Source organism: Mycobacterium angelicum, from assembly GCF_002086155.1.
GTDB classification, from domain to species: domain Bacteria; phylum Actinomycetota; class Actinomycetes; order Mycobacteriales; family Mycobacteriaceae; genus Mycobacterium; species Mycobacterium angelicum.
In genome coordinates this window covers 1-25,439 of record NZ_MVHE01000069.1, presented here as the reverse complement: position 1 = coordinate 25,439, position 25,439 = coordinate 1, and the positions used below count along the sequence as shown (strand labels likewise).

General features: G+C 64.7%; 16 protein-coding genes and 3 pseudogenes. 13 read left to right on the top strand and 6 right to left on the bottom strand.

Annotated features, from left to right (window positions below):
- Positions 1–740 precede the first annotated feature (740 nt).
- Positions 741–833 (top strand): annotated as a pseudogene (locus BST12_RS34980) (PE family protein); the annotation flags it as partial.
- 1,255 nt (positions 834–2,088) lie between these two features.
- On the opposite strand, the gene BST12_RS24700 reads toward BST12_RS34980, so the two are convergent.
- Positions 2,089–2,748 carry a polymorphic toxin-type HINT domain-containing protein gene (locus BST12_RS24700; RefSeq protein ID WP_139801904.1) on the bottom strand — a complete coding sequence of 220 codons (660 nt, stop codon included), beginning with the start codon at positions 2,746–2,748 and terminating at the stop codon, positions 2,089–2,091.
- Between the two features lie 229 nt (positions 2,749–2,977).
- Between BST12_RS24700 and BST12_RS24695 the strand changes: the two are divergent.
- A pseudogene (locus BST12_RS24695) lies at positions 2,978–4,493 on the top strand (phospholipase C).
- Between the two features lie 7 nt (positions 4,494–4,500).
- Here the strand turns inward: BST12_RS24695 and BST12_RS24690 are convergent.
- Positions 4,501–5,559: a DUF732 domain-containing protein gene (locus tag BST12_RS24690; protein ID WP_245850556.1), complete on the bottom strand. Its 1,059-nt coding sequence runs from the start codon at positions 5,557–5,559 to the stop codon at positions 4,501–4,503.
- Between the two features lie 364 nt (positions 5,560–5,923).
- Here BST12_RS24690 and BST12_RS24685 point away from each other — a divergent pair, with 364 nt between their 5' ends.
- Both BST12_RS24685 and BST12_RS24680 read left to right on the top strand, forming a co-directional pair.
- Positions 5,924–6,763: an alpha/beta hydrolase family protein gene (locus BST12_RS24685; protein ID WP_139801903.1), complete on the top strand. Its 840-nt coding sequence runs from the start codon at positions 5,924–5,926 to the stop codon at positions 6,761–6,763.
- A gap of 9 nt (positions 6,764–6,772) precedes the next feature.
- A complete protein-coding gene (locus tag BST12_RS24680) occupies positions 6,773–11,092 on the top strand; it encodes an ATP-binding protein (protein WP_083115869.1) in 4,320 nt (1,439 codons plus the stop codon).
- Positions 11,093–11,139: 47 nt separating this feature from the next.
- On the opposite strand, the gene BST12_RS24675 is transcribed toward BST12_RS24680, so the two are convergent.
- Genes BST12_RS24675 through BST12_RS24665 form a run of 3 tightly spaced genes read right to left on the bottom strand, consistent with a single transcriptional unit; the run spans position 11,140 to position 14,916 of the window.
- Entirely contained in the window at positions 11,140–12,186 is a 1,047-nt protein-coding gene (locus BST12_RS24675; protein WP_083115868.1) for a SagB/ThcOx family dehydrogenase, read from the bottom strand.
- Between the two features lies 1 nt (position 12,187).
- Complete coding sequence (locus BST12_RS24670) at positions 12,188–13,669, bottom strand: TfuA-like protein (protein WP_083115867.1); 1,482 nt, start codon at positions 13,667–13,669, stop codon at positions 12,188–12,190.
- On the bottom strand, positions 13,666–14,916 hold the full coding sequence (locus BST12_RS24665; RefSeq protein WP_083115866.1) for a YcaO-like family protein: 1,251 nt from the start codon (positions 14,914–14,916) through the stop codon (positions 13,666–13,668). Before BST12_RS24665 ends, BST12_RS24670 begins: the two co-directional genes overlap by 4 nt.
- A gap of 674 nt (positions 14,917–15,590) precedes the next feature.
- Here BST12_RS24665 and BST12_RS24660 point away from each other — a divergent pair.
- From BST12_RS24660 to BST12_RS24630, 7 genes are all read left to right on the top strand, one after another.
- A complete protein-coding gene (locus BST12_RS24660; protein WP_083115865.1) occupies positions 15,591–16,457 on the top strand; it encodes a TPM domain-containing protein in 867 nt (288 codons plus the stop codon).
- A 140-nt stretch (positions 16,458–16,597) separates the two neighbouring features.
- A complete protein-coding gene (locus BST12_RS24655) occupies positions 16,598–16,903 on the top strand; it encodes a hypothetical protein (protein WP_083115864.1) in 306 nt (101 codons plus the stop codon).
- 397 nt (positions 16,904–17,300) lie between these two features.
- Positions 17,301–18,584, top strand: coding sequence for a DEAD/DEAH box helicase (locus BST12_RS24650; RefSeq protein ID WP_083115863.1), 1,284 nt, complete (start codon positions 17,301–17,303; stop codon positions 18,582–18,584).
- A 94-nt stretch (positions 18,585–18,678) separates the two neighbouring features.
- A complete protein-coding gene (locus BST12_RS24645) occupies positions 18,679–20,448 on the top strand; it encodes a DUF6311 domain-containing protein (protein ID WP_139801902.1) in 1,770 nt (589 codons plus the stop codon).
- 425 nt (positions 20,449–20,873) lie between these two features.
- On the top strand, positions 20,874–22,010 hold the full coding sequence (locus BST12_RS24640) for a PPE family protein (protein WP_083115861.1): 1,137 nt from the start codon (positions 20,874–20,876) through the stop codon (positions 22,008–22,010).
- Between the two features lie 110 nt (positions 22,011–22,120).
- Positions 22,121–22,405 carry a WXG100 family type VII secretion target gene (locus BST12_RS24635; RefSeq protein ID WP_083115860.1) on the top strand — a complete coding sequence of 95 codons (285 nt, stop codon included), beginning with the start codon at positions 22,121–22,123 and terminating at the stop codon, positions 22,403–22,405.
- A 75-nt stretch (positions 22,406–22,480) separates the two neighbouring features.
- Entirely contained in the window at positions 22,481–23,407 is a 927-nt protein-coding gene (locus BST12_RS24630; protein ID WP_083115859.1) for a LysR family transcriptional regulator, read from the top strand.
- Between the two features lie 3 nt (positions 23,408–23,410).
- On the opposite strand, the gene BST12_RS33685 is transcribed toward BST12_RS24630, so the two are convergent.
- Positions 23,411–24,127: a response regulator gene (locus BST12_RS33685; protein ID WP_170062194.1), complete on the bottom strand. Its 717-nt coding sequence runs from the start codon at positions 24,125–24,127 to the stop codon at positions 23,411–23,413.
- 809 nt (positions 24,128–24,936) lie between these two features.
- Between BST12_RS33685 and BST12_RS33680 the strand changes: the two are divergent.
- Both BST12_RS33680 and BST12_RS33675 read left to right on the top strand, forming a co-directional pair.
- Positions 24,937–25,158 (top strand): annotated as a pseudogene (locus BST12_RS33680) (PE family protein); the annotation flags it as partial.
- A 99-nt stretch (positions 25,159–25,257) separates the two neighbouring features.
- A partial coding sequence (locus tag BST12_RS33675) for a PGRS repeat-containing protein (protein ID WP_342746508.1) occupies positions 25,258–25,439 on the top strand: 182 nt, incomplete at its 3' end.

Below are 25,439 nucleotides of genomic sequence, written 5' to 3'. Positions count from 1 at the left end.
AGGGCGGCGCCGGCGGTAACGCCGGAGTCAACCTCGGCGCCGGCGGAACCGGCGGGGTCGGTGGCAATGGTGATTCCACCACCATCGGTACCACCGGCGGTGCCGGCGGAGCCGGCGGTGCCGGCGGGACGTTCGGTGCGGGCGGCACCGGCGGCAGCGGCGGTTCGAGCCTGGGCAGCACCGGCGGCGCTGGTGGTGCCGGTGGTAATGCCGGCATGTTCGCCCTCGGCGATGGCGGCGCGGGCGGGGCCGGCGGCGAAGGACTCAACAACGGCCAGACCGCGGGCGGTGCCGGCGGCGCCGGCGGCAACGCCGGCCTGCTGGTCGGCAACGGTGGGGCTGGCGGTGCCGGCGGCTTGGGCCGCACCACCGGCGGCACCGGCGGCGCCGGCGGCACCGCCGGCCAACTGCTCGGCTCCGGCGGCACCGGCGGCAGCGGCGGCGCTGCGATCACCACCGGCGGGACCGGCGGCGCCGGCGGCACATCCGGGGTGTTCGGCAACGGAGGTAACGGCGGTAACGGTGGGGCCGGCGTGACGACCGGCGGCAACGGTGGGGCCGGCGGCAACGGTGTGCTGATCGGTAACGGCGGCAACGCCGGTAGTGGTGGGACGGGCGCGGCCGCGGGCAAGGCCGGCCTCGGTGGAATCAGCGGATCGTTCTTGGGCGCCGACGGTTTCAACGCTCCGGTCAGCTCCAACCCGGTGCACATCCTGCAGCAAGACGCGCTCAACATCGTCAACCAGCCCGTGCAGTCGCTGACCGGGCGCCCGCTGATCGGCAACGGCGCCAACGGAACCCCAGGAACCGGAGCTCCCGGCGGTGACGGCGGGTGGCTGTTCGGAAATGGCGGCAACGGCGCGCACGGCGCGACCAACACTGCCACCAACGGAGCCGGCGGCGCGGGCGGGACCGGCGGAGGCGGCGGCGTCTTGTTCGGCAACGGCGGCGCCGGCGGGGCTGGGGGGATCGCAAACGGAATCAACGGCGTCGGTGGACTCGGCGGTGCCGGCGGCTCCGCCCTGCTCAACGGTGCCGGCGGCACCGGCGGCAGCGGCGGGCAGGCCCTCGTCACCGGTGGCAAGGGCGGGGCAGGTGGACACGGAGGCAACGCCGGCGTCTTAGCCGGGGCCGCCGGCACCGGCGGGCACGGCGCCGGTCCCGGGGCGACCGGTGTAGGCGGTGCCGGCGGGACAGGCGGGCTGTTCGCCAATGGCGGCGTCGGCGGCACCGGCGGATCCGGAGCCGCCGGCGGGGCCGGCGGCAACGGGCTGGTCTTCGGCGATGGCGGCACCGGTGGTGCCGGCGGCAATGTCGGCAACGGCGGAGCCGGCGGGACCGGTGGGCTGTTCGGCGCCGGCGGCACCGGCGGTGCCGGCGGGTCCGGCGGCAATAACGGCGGAGCCGGGGGCGCGGGGGGCAACGCCGGTGCACTGTCCTTCGGCACCGGTGGGGCCGGCGGCTCCGGCGGGGCCGGCACCCTGACCGGTGGGGCCGGCGGAGCCGGCGGCAACGCCAGCATGCTGTTCGGCTCGGGCGGTGCGGGTGGCACCGGGGGGCACGGCGGCGCCGGCGGCAGCGGAACTCAACAAGGCGGCGCCGGGGGCGCCGGCGGCAACGCCGGTCTCCTGTCCGGCTCGGGCGGCGCCGGTGGAGCCGGCGGATCCGGCGCCAACGCGAACGGCAATGGCACTGGCGGCGCGGGCGGCAACGGCGGCAAAGCCGGGGTCACCGGCAGCGGCGGTGACGGCGGTGCCGGCGGGTTCGGAGTCACCACCGCCGGCAAAGGCGGAAACGGCGGCAACGCGCTGCTGATCGGCGACGGCGGAAACGGCGGCAACGCCGGCAAGGCCGGCGGCACAGCGGGCACCGGCGGCACTGGCGGACTGCTACTCGGCAACACGGGAAACAACGGGAAGGCGTAGCCGGATGCCGAGAAGGCAAAGCCATCGTGGCCATCTTGTCAACGGGACGATCGCGCCACCGAACAAAACCTGCGGGAAGCAAAGCATCGGCAGAGCGAAGGCGGCCAGTTAATGACCGAACGGCGAGTGTGGCCTCCCGATTTCCTAGCTGGGTCAGAAAAACCTAGTCGTCGTGGTGGTGTGGGTGGTGGGGGTTCTCGTCATCGTCGTCGTCTTCGGGATCTTGCATCTTGAGGTTGTGCACCACGAGCTGGGAGCGCCCGACAAGATAGGTGGCCGTTTCGGCCACCCGCATGTTGAACACCGACCGCCTGGCAGCGCGGCTCGACACCCGCCGAACCTCGATCCGACTTCCGTCGCCGGTCAGCAGAGAATCGCCGCGGCTCAGTTCGCCAGCGGTTATCCAGCGATCGGTGTAGAAGCGATGCCGCGGAGTGCATGTGATGGTGTCTTCGCCCACTTCGATCGTCACGAGTTCGGCACTCTTGCCGGAGAATTTTTGCTCGACGACCGCAAGCACGGGCTGGCCAGTCGTCATGTCGCGCGAGTACACCTTGGTGTCGGGCTGCACGAGCTCGATCGGGACGAAACCTTCGGCAGTCGAGACAAGGGTTCCGCGGACAAAGCACACACCGCCATGGTCGGCTTTCCATGCGCCGTAAGCGCCTCCGGCAATGGCCCCGAAGATTGCTCCGCCCGCGGCACCAATCGCGGCACCCCACAGCCCACCTCCCAGCGCGCCGATTACCAAGCCGCCACCACCACCGACCTTTGCTCCCCAGTTCTTCCCTTCATCGATGTAGTCCTGCTTGGTTGGTTTCATGTCGAAATCTCCCAACGGAAGAGTTTTGCGGACGTATTTGAGTATGCGTCGGATTCTAATCCGTAGAAAATATGCAATTGACGCCCAGCGGGTTTGCCAAGCAGCGCCGGGCCGGCGTGGCAGCGACTCGTTTGGCCGCCGTCCGCAGTCTGCTTGTGGCGAACACCACCAAAATCCGAGCATGACACACCGCGCGCCCTTTGCGGCTCACCACCACCCGAAACCTACCCTGAACCGCAGGGTGCGGCGGGAGGGAACGGTATTAAGAGCAAACGCCGGCCCGGTGATTGAAAAGGCTTACGGCGCCGGCCCCTGCTCCGGTCATTTGTCCGACATCGAGCACTTCGTATTCCTGCTCCAGGAGAACCGGTCATTCGATCACTATTTCGGCACTCTCTCGGGCGTCAATGGCTTCAACACGCCCTCGCCGGCATTCCAGCAGAAGGGCTGGAATCCCCAGAACCCAGTCGATTGACCCCAATGGCGTCACCATCCCGTACGGTTTCGACACCACCAGGGGCCCTCTCCTCAACGGTGCGTGCGTGAATGACCCTGGCCACCAATGGATTACCATCCACCAGTCCTGGAACAACGGCGCCAACGACAATTGGCTGCCCGCGCAGGTCCAACAGCAAACGTTGCCGGGCAACGTCCCGGTCTCGATGGGTTATTACACCCGCCAAGACCAACCCATCCATTATCTGCTGGCCGATACCTTCACTATCTGCGATGGCTATTTCTGTTCGCTGCTTGGCGGTACGTCGCCCAACCGGCTGTACTGGATAAGCGCGTGGATCGATCCCGACGGCGTCCAGGGTGGCCCGCTGCTTATCGACCCCAATATCCAGCCTCAGGGCCATTTCAGTTGGCGCACCATGCCGGACAACCTCAGTGATGCCGGCATCAGCTGGAAGCTATACCAAAACAAGTTGCTGGGGGCGCTCAACAATACGGTCATCGGCTACAACGGGATGCTTGTTGACTTCAAACAGGCCCAGGATCCGCGCTCGAATATCGCCCGCTACGGCATCGCCGCGACCTATCCCTTGGACTTCGTCGCCGACGTCGCAGCCAACCGACTGCCCGAGGTTTCGTGGGTGGTACCCGGGTTTCAAGTGTCCGAACATCCCGGAGTGCCAGTGGCACCGGCCGTCGGCGGCACCACGATCGTTAATATCCTCCGCATTTTGCTGTCCAATCCCGCGGTGTGGGAAAAGACCGCGTTGATCATCAGTTTTGACGAAAGCGGGGGCTTCTTTGATCACGTCACTCCGCCTACCGCGCCGCCGGGAACTCCCGGCGAGTACGTCACGGTGCCCGACATTAATGCGGTGACGGGTTCGGGGGGCATCCGCGGGCCGATTGGCTTGGGCTACCGCGTGCCCTGCTACGTCATCTCTCCCTACAGCCGTGGCCCGCTGTTGGCGCACGAAACTTCGACCACACTTCGGCAGCTGCGCCTACTCGAAAAGCGGTTCGGTGTGCCGGTTCCCAACCTGAGTACCTGGCGCAGGGGTGTGACCGGCGATATGACGTCGACCTTCAATTTCGCCGTCCCACCCAATTTGTCGGCCCCCTACATGGACCACCCATTGTTGAACGCCGTGCCGCAACAGGTGCAATGTGTTCCAGACACCGCCGCAACTTTTGTGAAGCTGACTCCTCCCTATCGAGTGCCTTTCCCGCAGGTAATGCCCACGCAGGAGATCACGACCGTCCGCGGCATTCCCCGCGGTCTTTGCTAGAACCAACTCACGGTGCGACCTGGACGATGCCCGGCGGCATGGGGCGTGCCGGCGCCGGCCCGGACGGGCCGTGCCCGCCAGTGCCGCCGCCACCACTGCCGCCACCACCGGTGCCGCCGCCACCGGTGCCCGCACCGCCGCCACCGGTGCCGTCACCCCCGACACCACCACCCGGCTGCGGAGCAGCAGAGGGCGGCTCAACCTGCTGTGGTGGGGGTGGCTCGAGCTGTTGTGGTGGGGGCGGCTCCTCGGGTGGAGGCGGCGGCTCTTGCGGTGGTGGCGGCGGTTGCTGCTGAGGGATCGCCGGCGGCTGCCGTGGGGGCTGCGGCGTGGCGGGCGCCCGTGGTGGTGTGACGATGTGCCCCGGCGGCGGCGATTGCGGCGGAATCTGCGGCGGCTGCGGTGCCACGGTCTCCCCGGCGGGAAAGGTTTGAATTAGCGGAGCGCGAAAAGCGCTCTGCTCGTTGGGATCTGGCCGAGCGATCCCGGAGCGGCCGGCAACATAGACGCCGCCGATGGTCGGCTGCGGCAGCCGCGCCGCAGCGGTGAATGTCCGGTGTGCGGGTTCGATTAATCCCGGCGTCCGACGAGTGCTGAAAGCGGCTAACTTGTTCTGGTTGTAGGGACAGTAGGCCTGCACGGCCGCAGTGACGAAGCGGGTGAATGTCCGCGTGAGGCGGTCGCGCGGATATCTGCCCGGATCACTGTCGTAAGCAAAGGTTGCCATCGACTCGACTACCGCATCGAACGGCTTGCCGCCGTCGAGTTCGCGACAAACGTTTTGGGCAGTGACGACCAGGCTCGCTGGGTTTTGGAGGGCGGGGATGCCATGTTGATCAAGCAGTGCCAAAAACTGTTCGTCCTGGCTCGGGTCGGCCGCTGCTGTGTTGCCGCGCACGATCGCGGCGCCGATGAGTATCACGCTGGCGGTAGCCATGGCGCCCGCGCGGCTGGCGGTGCCGGTGATCATGGCGGTGGTTTCCGTTCTGTAGGCCGTGGGTTTTAGGTGGTCGATGGCGGCTGTGGCCGCCTGGTAGGCGCCTCCGTTTCTGTATCGCTGTAACATTGCTGTAACATTCGGCGGCGCCAGTGTCAATGGCCGGTTGAAGGCTCGTTTTCGCTGGGAAAAATGCCCGTCTGCGGTGAGGTGACTTATTGGGTCACAGGCGGGCTCAGCCGGGTCGGCCTGAATGGGCAAGCGATGGAGCCGCGACGTGACTGCTGGCTTTTCGATGTCGGTTGCACGGCTTAGACGCGCGAGGGCTTGAGGGGGTTTCGTTAGCCTGGCGCGGCGAAACCCGTTGCAAACTAAAAAGTGTCAGGTCGCGGCCTGGGCCGGTCCGTGTGCGCGCGAAACGTACTGTTCAGCGTGCCGCTGGTCGAATACCGTTAGGCAGTAGTCTCGGTTATTCGGTGCGGAGGGGGCCGGCGTGTCAGCAGTTGTCGGTGTGCACGGCATCAATCAGGAGCAGCATGGGCCGTTTAGCCCGGATTGGTCGCCTTGGGTGAAAAATGGCGTGACGATTTGGAACCCGAAAGCGGTCGTGCCCGCATTCTCCCTTGGGTTCTACGGTGACTTGTTCCTCTCCGAGGCCGACCAAGGAAAGAAGGCGATGGGCGCGGCGGCGACGACGCTCAACGATATCGCGGCACAGCTCAGCGACGAGGACGCGGAGTTTCTCGCCGAGGCCGCCGAGGAAGCGGCGGCCGGCCTCCCCGAGATCGGCCAGCCCATGGCATTCAATGAAGTGCCCGGGATTCTGCAACCGGTTGCTCGGTTCTTTGCCAGGCGCATCGACGCGGGCCTGATGCTGCTCTTTGTGTCGGAGCTGAACCAGGTCAAGCGCTATCTCGATGAAGACGTGTTGGCTTCGAAGATTCAGCAGAGGGTGCTCGACAAGATCACCGAGGAGACGAAGGTCGTCGTCGGGCACTCACTGGGGTCGGTCGTCGCCTACGAAACCATCGCCGTCCATAAGTTGCGCATACCGACCCTGGTCACCCTCGGCTCACCGTTGGGCATGAAGACGGTGACCAAGCGACTGCGGGCCAAGTTGGCCGTCAATGCCGTCGACGCAGGTTCGCCTGGTGTTCGCAGTTGGACGAATATTTACGACAAGGCCGATCCAGTAGCCAGCGCGGGCGCATTGAAGCGGCTATGGCCGGGTGTCGATGACTGGACGGTCGAAAACGATAATGAACCGCATTCGATCGAGCGATATCTTAACAAGAAGATCACCGGGAAGACGATCGGCTCGGCGACGCAGTAGTAGGTCACGTTGTCCGACAACGATTTTGACATTCTCAACCGGCATCTCATTATCGTTGCCAGCTGCGATTACGGAGAGAGGTCGGACTTCCCGGCGCTAAACCTGGACGAGAGCGTATCTGTCTGGAAGGACTGGCTCACCGCCGAGAGCCTAGGCGAACGCCGGTTCGCTCTGCTGAATGAGGATCTGGCAAAGTCTCCGCCGCTCAACACTATTGAGGAATGGATCCGCGGATCCGATCGTATCGGCAGCGCCGATGCGATCGTGGCGTACGTTGCGGGGCACGGCAAAACGATCGACGGCATCCACCGGCTTGCGGTAAAGGGCAGCAATAGCAAACGGCCCAATGCCACCATGATCCAGACCAGCACGCTGATTGGGTGGATCCGCGAGACGCGGGTTAAGCACGCACTTGTCGTGATCGATGCCTGCGAAGCCGCTGCCGTTGTCGTGGACCTGGCTCGGGTTACCGGGCCGATTCCCAGAAACTTCTGCTGCTTTGCCTCTACCTCGCCGGCGGCGGAGGCATACGAGGGCAAGCTGGCCCAAGCGCTTAAGCAGTTTCTCGACAATGAAGCATTTGGATCCGAGGACGAGCCGTTTCTGAAAACCACCGATTTGGCAAACGCACTCACCAAAACGCTCGAAGAGCATCAGCTATTCACCGTCCTGGGTGCATTTCCGTCAGACAAGCCCTCGCCGTGCCTGCCCAATCCGAGATATCGGAAGGATCCGGAGCTGTTGGTGACCGCACCCGCGCGCAGGGATCTGGCGAGCCGCAGTGAGGATCTCAGCGCGCACCGGGAACCCCGCCGCCAAGGCGTACCGACGGCCGCAGATCAAGCCTGGTTATTCCGCGGCCGCGACCGTCTGATGGCCGATCTGGTCAAGGCGACCCGCACTGGCGCCGGCGGAGTCTGGCTCGTCACCGGGAGCGCCGGATGCGGAAAGTCCGCGGTACTCAGCCGACTGGTGACTTTGTCTGATCCGAAGTATGCCGATGAAAATGCCATCAGGCTGGGTGGTATCCCCCCGGAGTTTCGGCCTGACCCGGGCGCCGTCGACGTCGCGATTCTCGCAACCGGACGGACCGGCTGGGAAGTCATCGATCAATTGCACGGCTTCCTGTGCCCGGACAGCGTTGTCCCACAACTACAGTCCTCTGGCGATGAGGAAGCGGACCGGCTCGGCGAGGTCGCCGCCGCAATACGATCATCGCCCAAACCGGCTTGCGTTGTTATCGACGCCCTCGACGAGGCCCAAGATCCGCAACTCCTGATCACCGAAGTCTTGGCACCCCTCGTTGAACTCGTTCGCCCGCATTTGAAGTTGATTGTGGGGATGCGCTCGATCGGCGAGGTTGCCGACGATATCTCATCGATCGCCGACGATGCGGTTAACTTGTTGCAGCCCATCATATTACCGGCCGATAGGCCGCCGTATTGGGTAACCAGCGACCTTGTCGATTACCTCAGCGCGCTGTTAGTCCTGTCGGTATCAGAGCGTCCGTCGCCTTACGCAGATGATCCCGCTGCGGCTCGATGGATGGCCGAGGTGATAGCCGGTTTGGTCGGAACATCTTTCGTTCTTGGCCGAGTGGTCGCGGTCGAACTAGCCTCTCGCGCAACGGTTCAAGATCCCGGCGATGACGAGTGGCGCCGAACAGTTCAAGGGGGCCTGAAATCGGTATTGCGCGACGAACTACAGCGCGCCTTTCCCAAAGAGAACGAACGCCAGCGTGTGGTTACTGTCCTGGGCGCTACCGCGATTGCGTTCGGGCGAGGGCTTCCCTGGCGCCGGGTGTGGCCGGCGGTCGCATCGGCACTAGCTTCTGATGGCACTACTTTCGGTGACTCCGATATCTCACAGGTTTTGCGCCACCGGATCAGTGGCTACCTGATACGAGAACTCGATGACACCGGAACGACCGTCTACCGCCCGTTTCACGAAGCTGTCCAAGCCGCATTACTGGGGGAACTCCAAGCAGACCTCGGTCACTTGCACCGTCGAATTACCTCCGGTTTGGCTGCATTGATCACACGCACCGATTTCGATAGCGAACTCATCGTGCCCGAACCTTACGTCCGCCGATACCTCATCGACCATGCTGCGGCCGGCGGACTTGCCGAGAAGCTACTCTCTCGTGCCGAATTCGTCGTGACCGCCGACCCAAGGTATCTGGCAGCGGCGGTATTTCGGATCGGTACGGGTATCGCTCCGGCGTTGGCTACGACGGTTCTCAACGCCCTAGCCAGCTACGGTCCCAACGACAGCCTCGCCATTCGTGCCGGCTATCTTGTCTTGGAGGCCTTGAAGCGAGGTCGTCGCGAACTGGCCAGCGCGGCTGTCGAACTGGCTCGGCCCGCGGGTTGGCTTCCGCTGTGGGCGATTTGGGGTGAAGACCAACCTGGAATGGGTGTGGCTAGGCTGGACCACGCAATCCGGTGCATCGCGTTCGGTGCGGGGTCGGACCCTGTTATTGCCGCAGCTGCAGAACACACCGTGCTTGTTTGTCGTGCTCGCGACGGCCTCGGTCTCGGCCGGTGGGCAGTGGACGAAATGGTGTCGGCGGTGGATGTCGTAGCCTCCCAAGTCGTCCTGGCTACTCGAGGTTCCGCCGGCCGACTAGCTATCTACGACACCTCGGGCCGTCCTGAAGCTGAGATTCGGCTGGAAGTCAATGCAGTAGCGGCGCGAATAGCCGCCGACGCAACGCTATTGATTGCCGTGGCTGCATACGCAGATCTCCCGGATGACCGCTACGCAATCCGGCTGTACCGGTACGCGGCGGGCAGCGGTGAAGGACTGTCCCTAGTTTGGGAGCTCGCCGAGGAAGTGCGTGACGCGTACTCAGTGGCGTGGATGGAAACGCCGGATGGACCACACGTGCTCGCTGCCTGCACGATGGGGCCGCATGGCGGCGTCGGCGTGTTGATTTCCGTTCGTCCGAGCGATGGAGAAATTGTCCATCGGATCGTCATCGGTGATGGCAACTCGTTACTAAATGTGGCAGCCGCGCCAGACGAGTGGGCTTATGTCAGGACACCGCGCGGTGTGGTCGGTTGTCAGGTCAAGACACCCCCGATGGTGCAGGGCAGTTTCGACCTCAGAAATAGCACCCGGTCTCGGGTATCTGAGATCGATACGTTCAAACTTGAAGGCAGACAATACGTCATAACCGCTGTGCAGAATGGCTTCTCCGTTTTGGACGCAGCTGATTTGGCCGAGGTGGGCCACACCAACTTCGACGTGAGCACGGCCGCGGTGGGGACGATCGACGGCATCCCAGTCGTGGCGACGGGCAATGAGGCCGGTGAGGTCAAGGTGCTGCATGCGCAAGCCTTAATGCCATCGTCGCCTCAGGCGGCGTTACTCCCAGCGACTGTGGCCAATGCCGATCTGGGGGTTTCGCGCGGCGGCGGCCTGGTGCTGTGCCGCAGCCGTGATAACTGGACGGTATCGACCATCTGTTGCGCCGACGGTTCGCTGGCCCAGGTACTTCCGGGCAAATCCTCTGCCTGCTGTGTGGCAGACGACTACGCGGTGATCGCATACGAAGATGGAATAACAAGCAAGATCAGAATGGCGCCGCTGGTAGATCTGACCCAATCGGTGTGGGAGGTCGATGTCGGCCTGTTGTTCGTTCCGGCGGTAGTCGTTGCCGGCGACTATGTCGTTATTGCGCAAGATGCAGACGACGATGGTTCGTGGCAAACGCGTTCGCGTAGTTATCTGACGGTCCTTGACCGAAGTTCCGGCCGCCGGATCGGTGCTTCGGTCGAGACTGCCGACGGCAGCGTTCGCCGTATGTCGCGCTCCGAAATCGATGGCCGGTGCCTGATTCTCAGCGCCGAGCCCAGCACGATGCACTTCGGATTCTGGCTGGACGAGTTACTGCACCATTGCCTAGCCTCGCCGCCGCCCAGACTGCGCCAGGCGACCTACGAGCTGCTGCCGCGACCGTCGCGCGCGGCGAAGTTTCTGGCGTTCGAGCGCGGACGTGGATTGCCTAAGCCGTTCTTCGTATTCGACGAAGAGCGAGATTTCGTAGTCCTAAACGAGTCGTGCCTTGGTTTCGAAGCGTCCGGACGCAAGACCGGCGGCTTAGTCGGTTTGTGTCAACTCGGGACCAGGTTGGTCACCATAGACGCGGGCGGCGCACTGGCACTATGGGAAGTCGGAGATAGCTTGATCCCCAGTCGAATTGGGCCCACGGTCCAAGTGAGTCGGGACATTCAATCTGTTGCCGCGTGCGGTACCGACCGGTTGGTCATTAGTTCGCTCCCCGGCTTATACATGCTGCAGCTTAACCACGCCGGTCGCAGGTGACGGGGCGCAACGGGGATGCGCTCATTTCGACGGGACCCGCCCGCTGCTCAATACGGCATGCCCAAAGCGAGGTTGCCGGTGTGGATGAATTCCTGGTCGCGGCCCCGAAGGAAGGGTGCGTCAATGGGTGTTTCCACCTGTGCGGCAATGCAAGAGGCCAGCCCGAGGTCGGTGGCGGCGAGAGTGAGGGTCTGCAGCAGACAGCCGGTGTCGCGGTAGATCAGACTCAGCGCCATGCCCTTGTATTTCCACGTGGTCCGCGCGGCGTACGAAGCCAGGTAGAGACTTGCCGGTGGTGGCGCCTTCATCTGGGCGGGCTGAACCATGTTGTAGTGCAACGTTTTTGCTAATTCTTTGGTCCAGGGCGCGAGTTGATGCAGTGCATGGTCGAAGGGGTCGTAGTGGTACGCCCCGGCCGCGAGCCCCAGGATGTTCCGGGCGATCAGATAGATTTCCAGGCTGTGGCGGGCGCCGCCCGAGGGCGACGGTCGCTGGGTCACTTCTCCCAGCGTTCCGAGGTCATCCCGTGCGGCGAGCCGCCTTTGAACCCGCGCCGAGCGGTGCAGCAACGCGCCGAGAAGGGCCAGCGGCAAGGGCTGGGACGCGTAGCGGCGGGCGCTGCGTCGAGCGATGAATGCTTCGGCGAGCGGCCGGCTTGGCGGCGCCTGTTCGTCGTCCGGTAGTGCGATAACGGCGGTCGCCTCGGGGTGATTCAGCCGCGCCGGCGGGGGTTCGCCGCAGCGGGCGTCGGCCTGCGGGCCCCTTCCGGATTGCCAGTGGACGGCAAGTTCGCAGGGTGTCCAAGGGGGTGCAGCCTCCGCCTCTGCAGCGGGAGTCGATATCCGCACCATCCCCACGTCGATCAGCTGCGACAGCAACCCTGCAAGCTGATCGTCGGCGGGGGATTCAGTCCACCGCTGACTGATGTCGCTGACGGTAAGGGGCTGGTTCAGCTGACCGAGGAGGTTCACCAGAGCCGGTTTGACGTGAAATCTCCGCCGGGCAAGAGGATTGAAGACCGTGGCATATTCCTCGCCCGATCCCCATTCCAACAGGAGATGAGGGCTGCGTTCGTACCGGGCGGCTTGAGCCATATCACTTGCTGCCCAACGGGATTACATCAGTTCGCGTCGGACCGAGGAGGCCGACCTCGATGAACGGCAGTTGGTTGTCGGCGGCGGCAACGGCGAATAGCGTTGCGGCGCCGTCGAAGAATTCACTCGTCAGCAGGCCGCGTCGGGCCAGCTCGATGCGGTCCACCTCGGCGCCCCAGCGAGTGGCGAATAGGCGTTTGAGTTGCGTGGGGTTCGGCCGGTGCAGGCTTAAGTGCGGCTTTCGCCGGGCCAGCTCGTCACGCATCCACAGGGCTCGCGCCGCCATAGCGCGCCAGTCCGGCAGTCTGGGGTCCGCACGCAGCAAGTCCAGGAAGTGTTGGATGGCCGGAAGCGTGTGAGCGAAAAACAAAGTGCGGGTGGTCAAGCGGGCCGAGACCGCAATCGGGTCATGGCCGAGGTTCCGATTCTCTTCGGCGGTAAGCCATTTCGACTTGACCCATTCGGGAAAACCGAAGTCGTCGATGATGCCGGTGGCCATTGCGTAGCGATGGGCCACGATTTCGAGGGCGCATTGGTATGACCTGGATCCGACCTCGGCGACGGCTTGAGACGCGCGTTCGAGGACGCTGCTGCCATCCTGACCGGGGTGCTGGTGGGTCCAGTACCAGGCGGCGACCTGTTCCAGGGCGGGCAGGTAGGCCCACCGGTCGACGGCGGAGACGCTGAGAAACGACAACACGTCAAGGTCGGAGACGTCGACAACCGATTGGCCGCTGTCGTCGGCGGCGACTGCCACCGGCGTGGGCGGTGCCCACCGTTGCCGCCAACGATGTGACCACATGGTCGGCGGTGGACAAGGGCGAACCGCGCCGCGCGGCGGTTCACCGGCAAGCTGACCCAGCGCAAGCAACGCATCGGCGTGTTTGATGTCGACCCGCAGGTTGCGCAGGCGGCGGGCGAGTTTGGTGACATCCGGCGCGCCCACGTCGGTCAACAGCCGATTCCAGGTGCGCAACGTGAACGGGGTGTTGCGGGCCGCTTCGATGATCTGGTTTGCCGTCGGCGCCTCGAGGACGCCAGTCTCGACAGCTTCGAACGCGGTGTGACGAATGTTGACCAGCGCGTCGACGAAGACGGGGTAACCGTCGTCGGGCTCGCCGTGCACCATGGCGACCTCGTCGTCGGCCTCCAGCAGCCCATCCCGGTAGCTTTCGAACACCCAGCCATAGCCCTCCATGCCGAACGCATGCAATTCGGCTGCGCGCAGTGCGCCCATGCTCGAGCACCCGATCACCCGTACGCCGTCGGCGATCAGGGTGAGCAGTTCTTTGTGCCGAACCGACGCCTGTTGGAAGAACAGTCCATCGATGACGAGTAGCGTGTCGCCGCGGCCCAGGCCGTAGCGAAAGGCTTGACCGAACGAAATCGGTCCCACCACTTCGGCATTGGGCACGACAGCCCGAACTTTGGCGGCGCTGATGGTGGGGCCGGCTGTGACGACGGTCCTGGCGCCGGGTGTCATGCCGCGCCCGCCAACGGGGTCCGCATCGAAGGCGCGGCCGACGACATCGACAGGGCGGGGGCAAACACCTTCACGACCGGAACACAACCGCAGTCAAAGTCGCACACCACCGCCAGCGGTTCCACACCGGCTTCGGCGGCCACCGCCGTCGCCGCCGAAGCAACCAGGTCCGGCAACGAATCGTTGGGCGGAATGTGCCACGATGTCGGCGATGCGGCAGGCAGCTGCCGCATGGAGGCGCGGCTGGCAGCAGGCCGGGCGAAGCTGTGATAGATCTCCGGCGGTATGTCTTCTCGGACACCGCTGATCGCCGTCAGCCGGGCTTGTGCGGCCTCGGTTATCGCCCGCGACAACGCGACATTCGGGTCGTGGTGCAGTCCGAAGCCACTGAACGACGGCTCCAGCCTCGGCGAGGTCAGCTCAACAGCGAAGCTGAAATAGCGGTCCCAGGTGTCGATTCGGGCGATGAGCACTTCGCTTCCGGCACGGTAAATCATCTCGATTAGGTCAGCCGAATCCGAGCCGGCGACGTCGTCGCGGGCCACCTCGAACATGGTCTCGCCGGGCACGGCGGTGGAGATGCTGTGTCGTTCCATGATTTCGTACAGGGCGTGCAGCGTGGCTTCGTCATAGCTGTTGCCGGAAGCCAATCCAGAGCTGTCCATCATGAATATCGGCGCTGCCCAGCAATCGCTGATTGCGACGTTCACCAGCACGGCCATCCACGGCACCCAGGTGCGGCGGCCGGTCAGCAACGTCGTCGCGACCATCCAGTCGAGCTTCGCGCTGGAGTGGTAGAGGGCGCCCGGTGCGAGGCGAAGCTGGGCGGGGTCGTAGGTCAGATCTGAGGCGATTTCGTCTGTGGCAGTGGACCATAGGTCGGGCGTGACGTTTTCGACGTGCCACATCTCCAAGGATTCCATCACGGCTGAAACCTGCGCGGCGCGGTAAGTGCTGGCCTTTCCCTGGCTGACCGACAGCGATAGCGAGGCCGGCCGAACCGCCTGCGCGGTGGGAATTCCCAGGTCGTCCAACCAGGTTAGGTCGGCCACCCGGGTGATGCCGGCGCAGTCCAGGAGGGGTTGCAGCGCGTGCCATGTCTCGTCGGGAGTGATGATGCGGTGGGTTCCGTGGCGGTAGGTGATTCTCGAGCCGATCGTGGCCTGGTCGACTGTGCCCAAAAAGCGCCGTGGCCAGTAAGACCAATCCGGACCGGCCAGGCCCGCGGTGCGCAGCGACATAGGCATGGGTAATTCCTTGCGTGTTGTGATTCGCCAGTTGTGGTTCGCCAGTTGGCAATTGGGCTAATGGTGGGGATCTCACACACCCAGATGCGGAGGTCCCCACCGGATTGGGCTAAACCCGTATGGGCTCACTCGAGGTGATCGGCCGCGAAAGAAAGGCACCCTCCACACGAGAACGAGTGCGTCGGGATCTCCGTCTCGTAGAACAGCAGTTCGTGCGACATGCGTCACCTCCTCCCTGGTGTTGCTTCTGCGCTATCGTTGGCAGAATTCGGTGACTACGATTTGTGATCACTTGATCAATTTAGCCGGGTTCGGTTTGTTCGACGTCCGACAAATAAGACGAAATTTGGGTCCCCCCGCCGTGCGAACAGGCTGTCCCCCAATCGGGGGACATGGGCCGGCCTCGCGATACGGCCATGATGCAGCTTTCGCTGTTTACGTGCCTGCTCCTGGCGGTACCGGGCACCAGCCCGGGCCGCAGTTCATCGGAGGAACGGAGCCCTCGAGAGTTTCCCAGGTGCTCGCACCGTTGCCTTCATCGATCCATCGGCGATGCCAGTCGTGGCGGACGCTCATGCCCCAGAAGGGGTCGGGCGCCAGGGTGGCGACGAGCACGCCACTGATCAGCCGTATCAAGCCGTGTCGGCGATCGGCGGCCGGGTTAGATTGCCCGTATGCGAACTGTTCGCCTGGTCGGCGTGGTCCTGACGATCCTCATGACCGGATTACTGCTGGCAAACCCGGCCGGCGCACAACCAGCCCAGAAGCTCACCGAGCACATCACCGACAACACCGCGGTGCTGACGGATGCGGGTCGGGCGGCGGTCACCTCTGCAATCGACCGGCTTTATCGCAATCGGCACATTCAACTCTGGGTGGTCTACGTCGACAACTTCTCCAAATTCAAGCCCGACAACTGGGCCGAGGGAACCCGCCGTGCCAGCGCGATGGGCGACCACGACGCGCTGCTGGCCATAGCCACGAAAACTACGAGCGCCAACTTATACACGTTCACCGTGCTGCCGAACGTGTCGGGGCTCACGGCAGACGAGTTAAACAGCCTGCGCAGCACCAAGATTGAGCCTGCGGTGAACGGTAAAGACTGGAGCGGTGCGGCGGTCGCTGCGGCCGACGGGCTGAACAAGGCTGACGGTTCGTCGTCAAAGCAGATCTGGCCGCTGATCGCGATCGCCGTCGTCGTCGTCCTCCTACTGGTGCTGGCTTTCGTGCTCTATCGAGCGCGTCGCCGCCGTCGCGCGGCACCGGTGCATATCGACGGGCGCGATCAGGCGCTGTCCACCGCGGAGGCCAGATTGCGCCAAATCACCGACTACGTCGCCAAGCATCGCAAGGCCGTCGGCGTCGAGGCGCAGACCCGGTTCGAACAAGCGAAGCGGCATTTGGCAGCGGCACACAGCAACGAGGCAACCAACGCCCCCGAGGCGATCGCTCACGCCAACGCGGCGTCAACGCTGGCCGCTCAGGCACAGACACTGGCAAACGCCGACGTGCTGGCAGCGCACCGCGCTAGAGGGCGTTGAGGCATTGCTGTACGACGTCACGAACCTTGCGTCTGGTGCCAACGGCAGCGGCTGGGGCCGTTTAGATACAACCTAGGCTTGTACCCCTGCAAGCACGCGACCGCTACTGCGACGCTGTCGCTGGATGAACTATTAGTGCCATGAGCACTTCGGCAATCACCAACAATGGCCCAGATGCCCTGCGTTACAACAGGATCGGGTTGCTTCGCCGCGGCGTGGCGGGCGCCCTGTTGGCCACGTCGATCAGCACGACCGCCGCCGTCGGCCTAGCGGCGACCAGCCACGCCGACGACAACGCTCCGCCTCCGAATGCCGGGGCGGCAGTCAGCGCAGTCACCGCACCGACGCTTGACGCTCCGTGGCTCCCTCTCATCGACCAATTCGGCGGCTATGGGCCCCTGCGCTACTGCTCCCCACACTGGGCGGGCTTCTGGCACTGCCACTGATTGCGAGGACACTCCAAGAACAACCACACAGCGCCAGGGGCGGCCCGCATGGGCCGCCCCTGAACACCGTTTGTCCGATTCGTTCAGAACGTCCGTCGTGCCTAGCCACCAGCGCTATGCCCCGACTGCGCGTATTAGGGCCACGCCCGCGAGTGGGATATCCTGTTGACACGTTGGCCTCAGGTAAGCCCGCCAACACGTCGTGGAACGTTCTTTCATCCCGCTGCGCCGGCCCGAATTCGTGGCTGAGGCCCCGCGTTCAGATGATCCGTGCGCCTAGCATCACCGTCTCGCGGCGATCGATTTTGCCCACCGGCAATCTCGCCAGCTTGTGCTGACTATTCGCGCGAACAGTCGCGACGACGCGGCACACCGATGCCCTGAAAGGCACCGAAAAGTGACTATAGAGAAGACCTTTGCCGAGCTTGGCGTGCGCGCACCATTGGTTCGCGCGCTGGCCGCGGCCGGCATCACACATCCGTTTCCCATCCAGGTCCAGACGCTTCCCGACACCTTGGCCGGCCGAGACGTCCTGGGCCGCGGCAAGACCGGCAGTGGCAAGACGCTCGCTTTCTCGATTCCGCTGGTGAGCAGGCTTTCGGCGGCCAAGCGGCGCCCCTCGCGGCCGTCGGGCCTGGTGCTGGCGCCTACCCGGGAGCTGGCCACCCAGATCGCCGCCACGCTCGAGCCGTTGGCAGCGGTCCACAACCTGCGGGTCGCCACCATCTTCGGCGGGGTATCGCAGAATCGGCAGGTCGACGCCCTCAAATCCGGCGTCCATATCGTGGTGGCCTGCCCGGGTCGGCTCGAGGATCTGATGAAACAACGTTTGATCAGCCTTGATGCCGTCGAGATCACCGTGATCGACGAAGCCGATCACATGGCCGATCTCGGTTTCCTGCCCGGCGTCACGCGCATCCTGGCCGCTACACCGGCCGGCGGCCAACGGCTGCTGTTCTCCGCGACTCTCGACAACGGCGTCGACAAACTCGTCAACCGGTTCCTACGCAATCAGGTGTTGCACTCGGTCGACGAGCTGAACGCGCCGGTGTCGGCGATGACCCATCACGTCTTCCACGTCGCCAGCGCCGAAGCCAAAAAGGAACTGGTGCACCGGCTGGCCTCGGGCACCGGGCGCCGAATCCTCTTCATGCGCACCAAACATCACGCCCGCAGGCTTGCCAAGCAACTCACCGAGTCCGGCATACCGTCAGTTGACTTGCACGGCAACCTATCTCAGCCTGCGCGCGACCGGAATCTCGCCGCGTTCAGCGCGGGTGAGGCCAGGGTCCTGGTGGCCACCGACATCGCCGCGCGCGGTGTACACGTCGACGAGGTCGAATTGGTGGTCCACATCGATCCGCCCAGCGAGCATAAGGCCTACCTTCATCGTTCGGGCCGCACAGCGCGCGCGGGCAAGGGTGGCGACGTGGTGACGGTGGTCCTGCCCGAGCAGCGCCGGGACACTCAGGCGCTGTTGCGGACGGCCGGTATCCGCGTAACTCCCCAACAGGTCGCCGCCGACTCCGCCGAGGTGCTCGCGTTGGTGGGCGAAATCGCGCCCTACCGGGCGCCGGCCCCCAAAGCCGTTGCACCGCAACCCGCTCAACAACGGCGAGTAAGTGGCGCAGGACAAAGACGTCGGCGCCGGCCGAACCACTCGCAACGAGATTCTCGCTAGGCGGCGGCTGACCCGGGCGTCGGGCAGACAGACGAGATTTAATTCTCCGGTAGCGCCGGCGTGCGGCGCGCAGTCCGCTCGCGAGGAGGGTCAAGTGTCAGCACGGCTCCGGCGGTGGACCACGGGGGCTCTCGCGGTGTTCGTCAGCTATCTGCTTGCGGCTGTGGTACTTACGATCGGTGCCTGGAGCGACCCGACGTCCGGCTGGGCCGGAAACTGCTGCGACCAGGAGCAGGCGATCTGGTATCTGGGCTGGACGCCGCACGCGCTCGCTAATGGGCTCAACCCGTTCTTCACCACCCAGATCGGTGCGCCCGACGGCGTGAACCTGATGTGGAACACCCCGATGACACTTCTCGGGCTGCTGGGCTGGCTGCCGGCGAAGCTCGGCGGCCCCATTTTCGGATTCAACGTCTTGATGGTGCTCGGCATCGCCCTGAGCGGATTCACCGCCTGGCTCGCGATCCGCCGCTGGACCGGCGACGGCCCGGCTCCGATGGTCGGCGGCGCGATCTACGCCTTCTCGCCATACCTTGCCTCGCACGCGGCGCTGCACCTCAACCTCGCCACGGCCTGGGTCCCGCCACTGTTTCTGCTCGTCATCGACGAACTGCTGGTGACCCGGCGCCGCCCGCCGTGGCAAGCCGGCGTTGCGCTCGGATTGCTTGGCGCCACACAGCTTTTCATCAGCGAAGAGGTGCTCGCTACCAGCGTCGTGGCGGCCGCGGTGCTGGTTGGCGTGCTGGCCCTGGCGCGCCGCGATGGACACGTCCGGGCGCGGTGGCGTGCCGCCGCGGTGCGGCTCGTTCCCGCGCTCGCGGTTGCCGGGCTGACGTTCCTGCTGCTCGCAGCCGGGCCGCTGGTCGCGCAATTCGTTGGGCCGCAGCGGATCAGCGGCCAGGTGCAGCATCCCGAGACTTTCTCGACCGACCTGTTGAATCTGGTGCTTCCCACGCCATACCAGTTGATCGCACCGGAGGCGGCCACGCGGGTGTCCCACGACTTCAGCGGTCTCTATCACGAGGCGACGGGCTACCTCGGCCTGCCGCTGCTCGTCCTGCTGATCGTCGTGACCATTCGCCAGTGGGACGACCTGCGGGTGCGGGTCGCCAGTGTGACTGGGGCGCTGCTCCTCGTCTTCTCACTGGGGCCCTGGCTGCACGTCGGCAATGACGCGCTGCACGTCCCGCTCCCATGGTTGCCCATCGGAAAGCTGCCGCTCCTCAAACATGTTCTGCCGGGCCGCTTTACGCTCTTCGTTTGGCTGGCAATCGCGGTGATCATCGCGATCGTCATCAGCCGGATGGCTCGCCTGGTCCCGCGACGCGCGGCCGGCGGCCTGCTGGCGGTGGCCGCCGCGCTTGTCTTCATCCTGCCCGTTCCGCTGCACCGGCAACCGTTCTACACCCCGGTATTCTTCCGCACGTGGGCGAGCCATAACATAGGGCCCGACGAAACCGTCCTTGTCGCACCATATTTCGTCAACGGGGGCGAGGCCGCGCCGATGGTCTGGGCCGCCGAGGCCGGCTACCGGCTGCGGATGCCCGAGGCCTACGCCTACATTCCCCAGCCGGACGGCCGGACACTTTCTGGACCACCGGCAACGCGGCTCTCCGAGATCATGCTCGCCATCCAGCAGAACAAGACCTCGATGGTGGCGCGCGGAGAGATTCGCGCGCAGGTCAACGCCAATCTGCGGTTCGCCGACGTGCGTCATGTGATCGTCGGCCCGATGCCGGCATGGGCTGAGATGCTTGCTTTCTTCACCGACCTCTTCGGCAGGGCGCCCGAGCGGGTTGACGGCATCGCGATCTGGCGGAACGTCAATCTCTGGGGCGTCGTCGCCGCGCCAATCCAACCGTGACGAAGCCCGAAACCCTTGCGAACAACGCAAGCATGCGTTCGTAACCTTCTGTTGAACAGCATCTGCGTGCCTACATAACGTCGTCGTGTGACCCGATCATGCTGGTGAAGCCGATTCTCGGACGCCACGGCACCTCACGCAGCTGACCAAACAATACTTCTGCTCCACGCAAGTGTTTATTCGCAACCTTCTACTAGACTAAAAAACTAGTTACGCATACCGTAATCATCAATTGCTCAGCCGGGTCAGAACGGCTTCGCAATTCCGCGGAGGCGACCTTTGGTCTCGTGTATGTGGCCTCGGAGCAAACGGCGATGCCGCTTATTCGAGTGGTGCCTAACGCGGACCAAAACGCGAATGGCTATGCCCGGAGATCGTAATAGAGAAAGCCTATGCGCCTCCGGAACCCAGTTGAGGAGAAAGCGATGGATTTCGCCGTACTGCCACCGGAAGTGAATTCGGCACGGATATTCGCCGGTGCGGGTTCGGGGCCGTTGTTCATCGCGGCTGCCGCTTGGGACGGGCTGGCCGCGGATTTGCAGGCGTCGGCATCCTCGTTTGCTTCGGTGATCGCCGCGCTGACCAGTGGGCCGTGGGCGGGTCCGGCATCGCTGTCGATGGTGGCGGCGGCCTCTCCGTATGTGGGGTGGCTGGACACGGCGGCGGGCCGGGCGGAGTTGTCGGCCGGTCAGGCCCGCGCTGCGGCGACGGCGTTTGAAGCGGCGTTGACCGCGACGGTGCATCCGGCGGTGGTGACGGCCAATCGAGTGTCGTTGACGTCGTTGATCGCGACGAATCTGTTGGGCCAGAATGCCCCGGCGATTGCGGCTACCGAGTTCGACTACGTGGAGATGTGGGCCCAGGATGTGGCCGCGATGGTGGGCTATCACGCCGGGGCCACATCCGCGGCGGCGGCATTGGCGCCGTTCACCTCGCCGCCAATCAGTCTTTCGGGCTTGGCTTCTCAGATTGCCTCTCAGGTCGCGGGGAGCGCGTCAGCGGCCGCGTCCAAAGCGCCGGGTCTGGTGTCCGGTCTGCATGCGGCGGTCTCAGCGTTGCCGGTGCAGTCGCTGATGTCGGTGGCGCAGATCGGGATGTATCCAGCCAGCATGATGATCTCCCCGATGATGTCGCTGGCGCAGAGCGCGCACGGGGGCACAGCCGGATTGGCCGATGCGGCAATGGGATTGGCCGGCGTGCCCAAGTTCGTCGGTGACCCGGCGCCGGCGCTCAAGGGCCTGGGCGGCGGCGCGGGGGCGGTGACGTCGGCGGGTCTGGGTCAGGCACGCACGATAGGCGCGATGTCGGTGCCTCCGACCTGGGCCGGTTCGTTGCCGGCGCGGATGGCCAGTGCGGTGCTGTCCGGCTTCAACGCTAGCCCCACGGCAACGGTGCAAACCGCTGTTGCCGCCGGATCGGCCGGGATGCCGATGATGCCGATGCCCACCGGTATGGGCGCAGCGGGTGCGGGTATGCCCGGTGCGATGACCGGGCGCGGCGGGGCGGGTTCACATGTGGTGCAGTCGCGTCCCAGCGTGATTCCGCGAGCCGGCGTCGGATAGCAGGTAGTGGATCATCTTTTCGCGCAGAGCAATTGACATTTGGTTCGTTTCGGGAAAGGAAGACAATGACTGCATGCGCAGACCGGGCAGCTAGAGAGGAACATTCGGTAATGACGATCAACTATCACTTCGGTGATGTGGATGCCCACGGTGCCACGATCCGGGCGCAAGCGGCGTCGTTAGAGGCAGAGCACCAGGCGATCGTGCGTGATGTGTTGGTAGCCGGGGATTTCTGGGGAGGCGCCGGTTCGGTGGCCTGTCAGGCGTTCATTACGCAGTTGGGCCGCAACTTTCAGGTGATCTACGAACAGGCCAACATCCACGGCCAGCAAGTGCAAACCGCCGGCAGCAACATGGCCAGCACCGACTCCGCAGTCGGATCCGGCTGGGCTTAGAGCTATACCAGCGTGTTCCAAAACGCGTATCGCGCACTCAAACTCATGCGTCTCAAGAAAGCTCGGTGATTTTCGGTGGAGCTGTATCAGCTGCGTTACTTCCAAACCGTCGCTGAGGTCGGTACGTTGCGTGATGCCGCTGAGCAATTGGCGGTCTCACAGTCAGCGGTCAGCCGTGCCATCGCCATGCTCGAATCCGAAATCGGTGTCGAGCTCTTTACGCGGCGCGGTCGGGCCAATGAACTCAACCGATTCGGGCAAGCGTTCCTGCGCACGAGTCGGGCCGCTCAGCGCAGCCTGGAGACAGCGGTCTCGGGTGTGCGGCAGCTCGCCGGCGTCGACGCCGGGACGGTAGCGCTGGGTTTCCTTGTCTCACTCGGCGTCTCGACGGTGCCTCGGTTGATCCGCCGTCATCACGACCGATATCCCAGGGCGAGATTCGAGCTGTCTCAACGCCCCGGTCTCGCGCTGGTGGAAGATCTCACCAACGGCGTCATCGACGTGTGCTTGAGCTACCCCCTGAGCTTCGACGAGTCGCCCGGAGTCAAGTGGCACAAGCTGTTCACCCAACAGCTCTACGCCGTAGTCGATCGGGACCATCCATTGGCCCACCGCAAGCTCATCGGCTTCGAAGAACTCGCCGGCCAGCCCTTTGTGGCGCTGGACCGCAGCCACACCCTGCGCAGGATTTTCGACGACGCCTGCGCCCGGCATGACATCGCACCCAGCATCGCCTTTGAAGGCACCGACATCACCACCCTGCGCGGCCTGATCGGCGCGCAGCTAGGTGTCGGGTTGCTGCCCTGTGCCACCACACCCTCGCCGGATGTCGTCGAAATCGCGGTTGACGACAGGCAATTGGTGCGGCCCATTGCGGTCGGCTGGATGACCAACAGGTACCTGCCGCCTTCCGCAGCCGCATTCCGCGATACGGCGATCGCGTCATTCGGTCTGCCTGAGGCGTCGACCCGACTCGAACCGGCGCAGGCATGCGGGGCCTGAAACTCACAAGTCGTTATCGATGTGACCGCACTCCGGGGGCTCATCGCGCGGGGTGAACAGGTGGTCGGTCGCCGCGAATTCCTGCTCCGGTCGTCCGGTGGCACTGCCCCGCAGCCCGATGGTGACGTCGCCGGTGGCTATCAGCGCCGCCAGATACCGATGGGCGGTTGCCGTTGGCACCCCAACCGTCGCCGAGATCTCGACCGCCGACATCGGCATCGTGGACGCTCGCAACACTTGCAGCACAAGCTGTTTGCTTGCCGACGTTCCAGCTGCAAAGGGCTGTGGGACGGGGACTTTGCGGCGCAGCGCCTCCAAGGCGGCCTCGACATCGCAGGGGCGGAGATCGAATCCGGCCAGAATCCTGCGGTAGCGCGCATAACCGGCCAGGCGAGCGGCGAGCTCGGTCGGCGGGAACGGTTTGACGAGGTAGCCAAGCGCTCCGGCCGCCATGGAAGCACGAACCGTGACCGCTTCGGTTGCCGCCGTCAAAACCATGCTGTCGCCACGTAATTCACGTACGAAGTCGATTCCGGATCCATCCGGCAGATAGGCGTCGACCAACGCGAGGTCGACCGCGGGCACTTCCCGCGCGGCGCGCAGGGTGTTCGCCGTTGCGGCCACGATGAAGTCCGGAAGCATGTTGACTATCCCGGCATGCATATTGGCCACGCGAAAGTCGTCGTCGACCACCAACACCGTGAGGTTTGTTCCACCCATTTCCCCCTCCTCTTCCATGCGCCGCACCTGCACCGGTCTGCCAGCCCGGAGGTGATGCGGCGCCAAACGACTAGTCATGGCAACTGCAAGTTGTGGAAAAAGCCTGAAACATTGGTTCCTAAATTCGCGACGCCGGAGACGAACGCCGCCGCGTCGACCGTGCTGCTGTTGTATACGCCCGAAACGGTGTCGCCGGCAGCGTCTAGCATCGCGGCCGCCGCCGCACCTTGCGAAGCGGAGCCGGGTTAGCCCCGTCGTCAGTGACGCCCACCTCGCGTCGGACGTGGCCAACTCGGCGCCCAACCGATCCCAGGCTGCGGCGGCCTCCACCATCGGCCCCATGCCAGGCCCCAGATAGAGCCGGGCGGAGTTGATCTCCGGGGGCAGTAGCGCAAAGTTCATCACACCGTCCTGGTCCGAAACCGAGACCGCGGGAACGTGGTTGGATCGCGGGGGCGATCCCGCCGCAACCACCGGACAGAGCGGCCCCGGCTTCTGCATGCCGGCACGAAGTTTGATGTGGTCGGTCTGATCAGCGAGCTTCGTGTGGTGGACACGCTAAGCAGACGCCATACCAGCGTCTAGTAGAAGGTTGCGAACACACTGTTGCGCGTAACGCATTGATAGGCATCGACTTTCGTTTGCAATTTACGCAACGTAGTCTTGCAAACCTTCTGCTAGACGCAGCCGTAGCGCGTGCATAGCCTCTGTCGTTAACCGACTGAGCCCAGGAGAGCGTTCCTACCGTGGCGGCGGCGACGCACCTGGCCGACAAAAACTTGTATTGTGTTGCGGCGGAAGGAAAGACGATGTCGTTCGTCAATGTGGGGCCGGAGTTTGTATCGGCCGCGGCTTCGGATCTGGTGGGCATCGGCTCGACGATCAGCGCGGCCAGCGCGGCCGCCGCGGGGCCGACCACCGCGCTGGTGGCCGCGGGCGCCGACGAGGTGTCAGCGGCCGTGGCGGCGTTGTTCGGCGGCCACGCCCGGCAGTACCAAGCTTTGAGCGCGGAGGCGGCGGCCTTTCACGACCGTTTTGTGCAGGCACTGACCGCTGCGGGGAGTTCCTATGGGGCCGCGGAGGCGGCCAACGCCTCCTTGCAGACGGTGGAAAGCGACGTGCTGGGCGCGATCAATGCACCTACTCAGGCGCTGTTGGGGCGCCCGCTGATCGGCCACGGGACTGACGGGGCATCGGGTAGCGGAGCCAACGGCGGAGCAGGCGGGCTGCTTTTCGGCACCGGCGGCAACGGCGGCTCGGGGGCGGCTGGGCAGGCCGGCGGAAACGGCGGGGCGGCCGGGCTGATCGGGTC

Coding starts and splice junctions, on each gene's coding strand:
- BST12_RS24700 (WP_139801904.1), bottom strand. CDS start 2,748: ATGAAACCAACCAAGCAGGACTACATCGATGAAGGGAAGAACTGGGGA.
- BST12_RS24690 (WP_245850556.1), bottom strand. CDS start 5,559: ATGTTACAGCGATACAGAAACGGAGGCGCCTACCAGGCGGCCACAGCC.
- BST12_RS24675 (WP_083115868.1), bottom strand. CDS start 12,186: ATGGCTCAAGCCGCCCGGTACGAACGCAGCCCTCATCTCCTGTTGGAA.
- BST12_RS24670 (WP_083115867.1), bottom strand. CDS start 13,669: ATGACACCCGGCGCCAGGACCGTCGTCACAGCCGGCCCCACCATCAGC.
- BST12_RS24665 (WP_083115866.1), bottom strand. CDS start 14,916: ATGCCTATGTCGCTGCGCACCGCGGGCCTGGCCGGTCCGGATTGGTCT.
- BST12_RS24660 (WP_083115865.1), top strand. CDS start 15,591: ATGCGAACTGTTCGCCTGGTCGGCGTGGTCCTGACGATCCTCATGACC.
- BST12_RS24655 (WP_083115864.1), top strand. CDS start 16,598: ATGAGCACTTCGGCAATCACCAACAATGGCCCAGATGCCCTGCGTTAC.
- BST12_RS24640 (WP_083115861.1), top strand. CDS start 20,874: ATGGATTTCGCCGTACTGCCACCGGAAGTGAATTCGGCACGGATATTC.
- BST12_RS24635 (WP_083115860.1), top strand. CDS start 22,121: ATGACGATCAACTATCACTTCGGTGATGTGGATGCCCACGGTGCCACG.
- BST12_RS33685 (WP_170062194.1), bottom strand. CDS start 24,127: ATGGGTGGAACAAACCTCACGGTGTTGGTGGTCGACGACGACTTTCGC.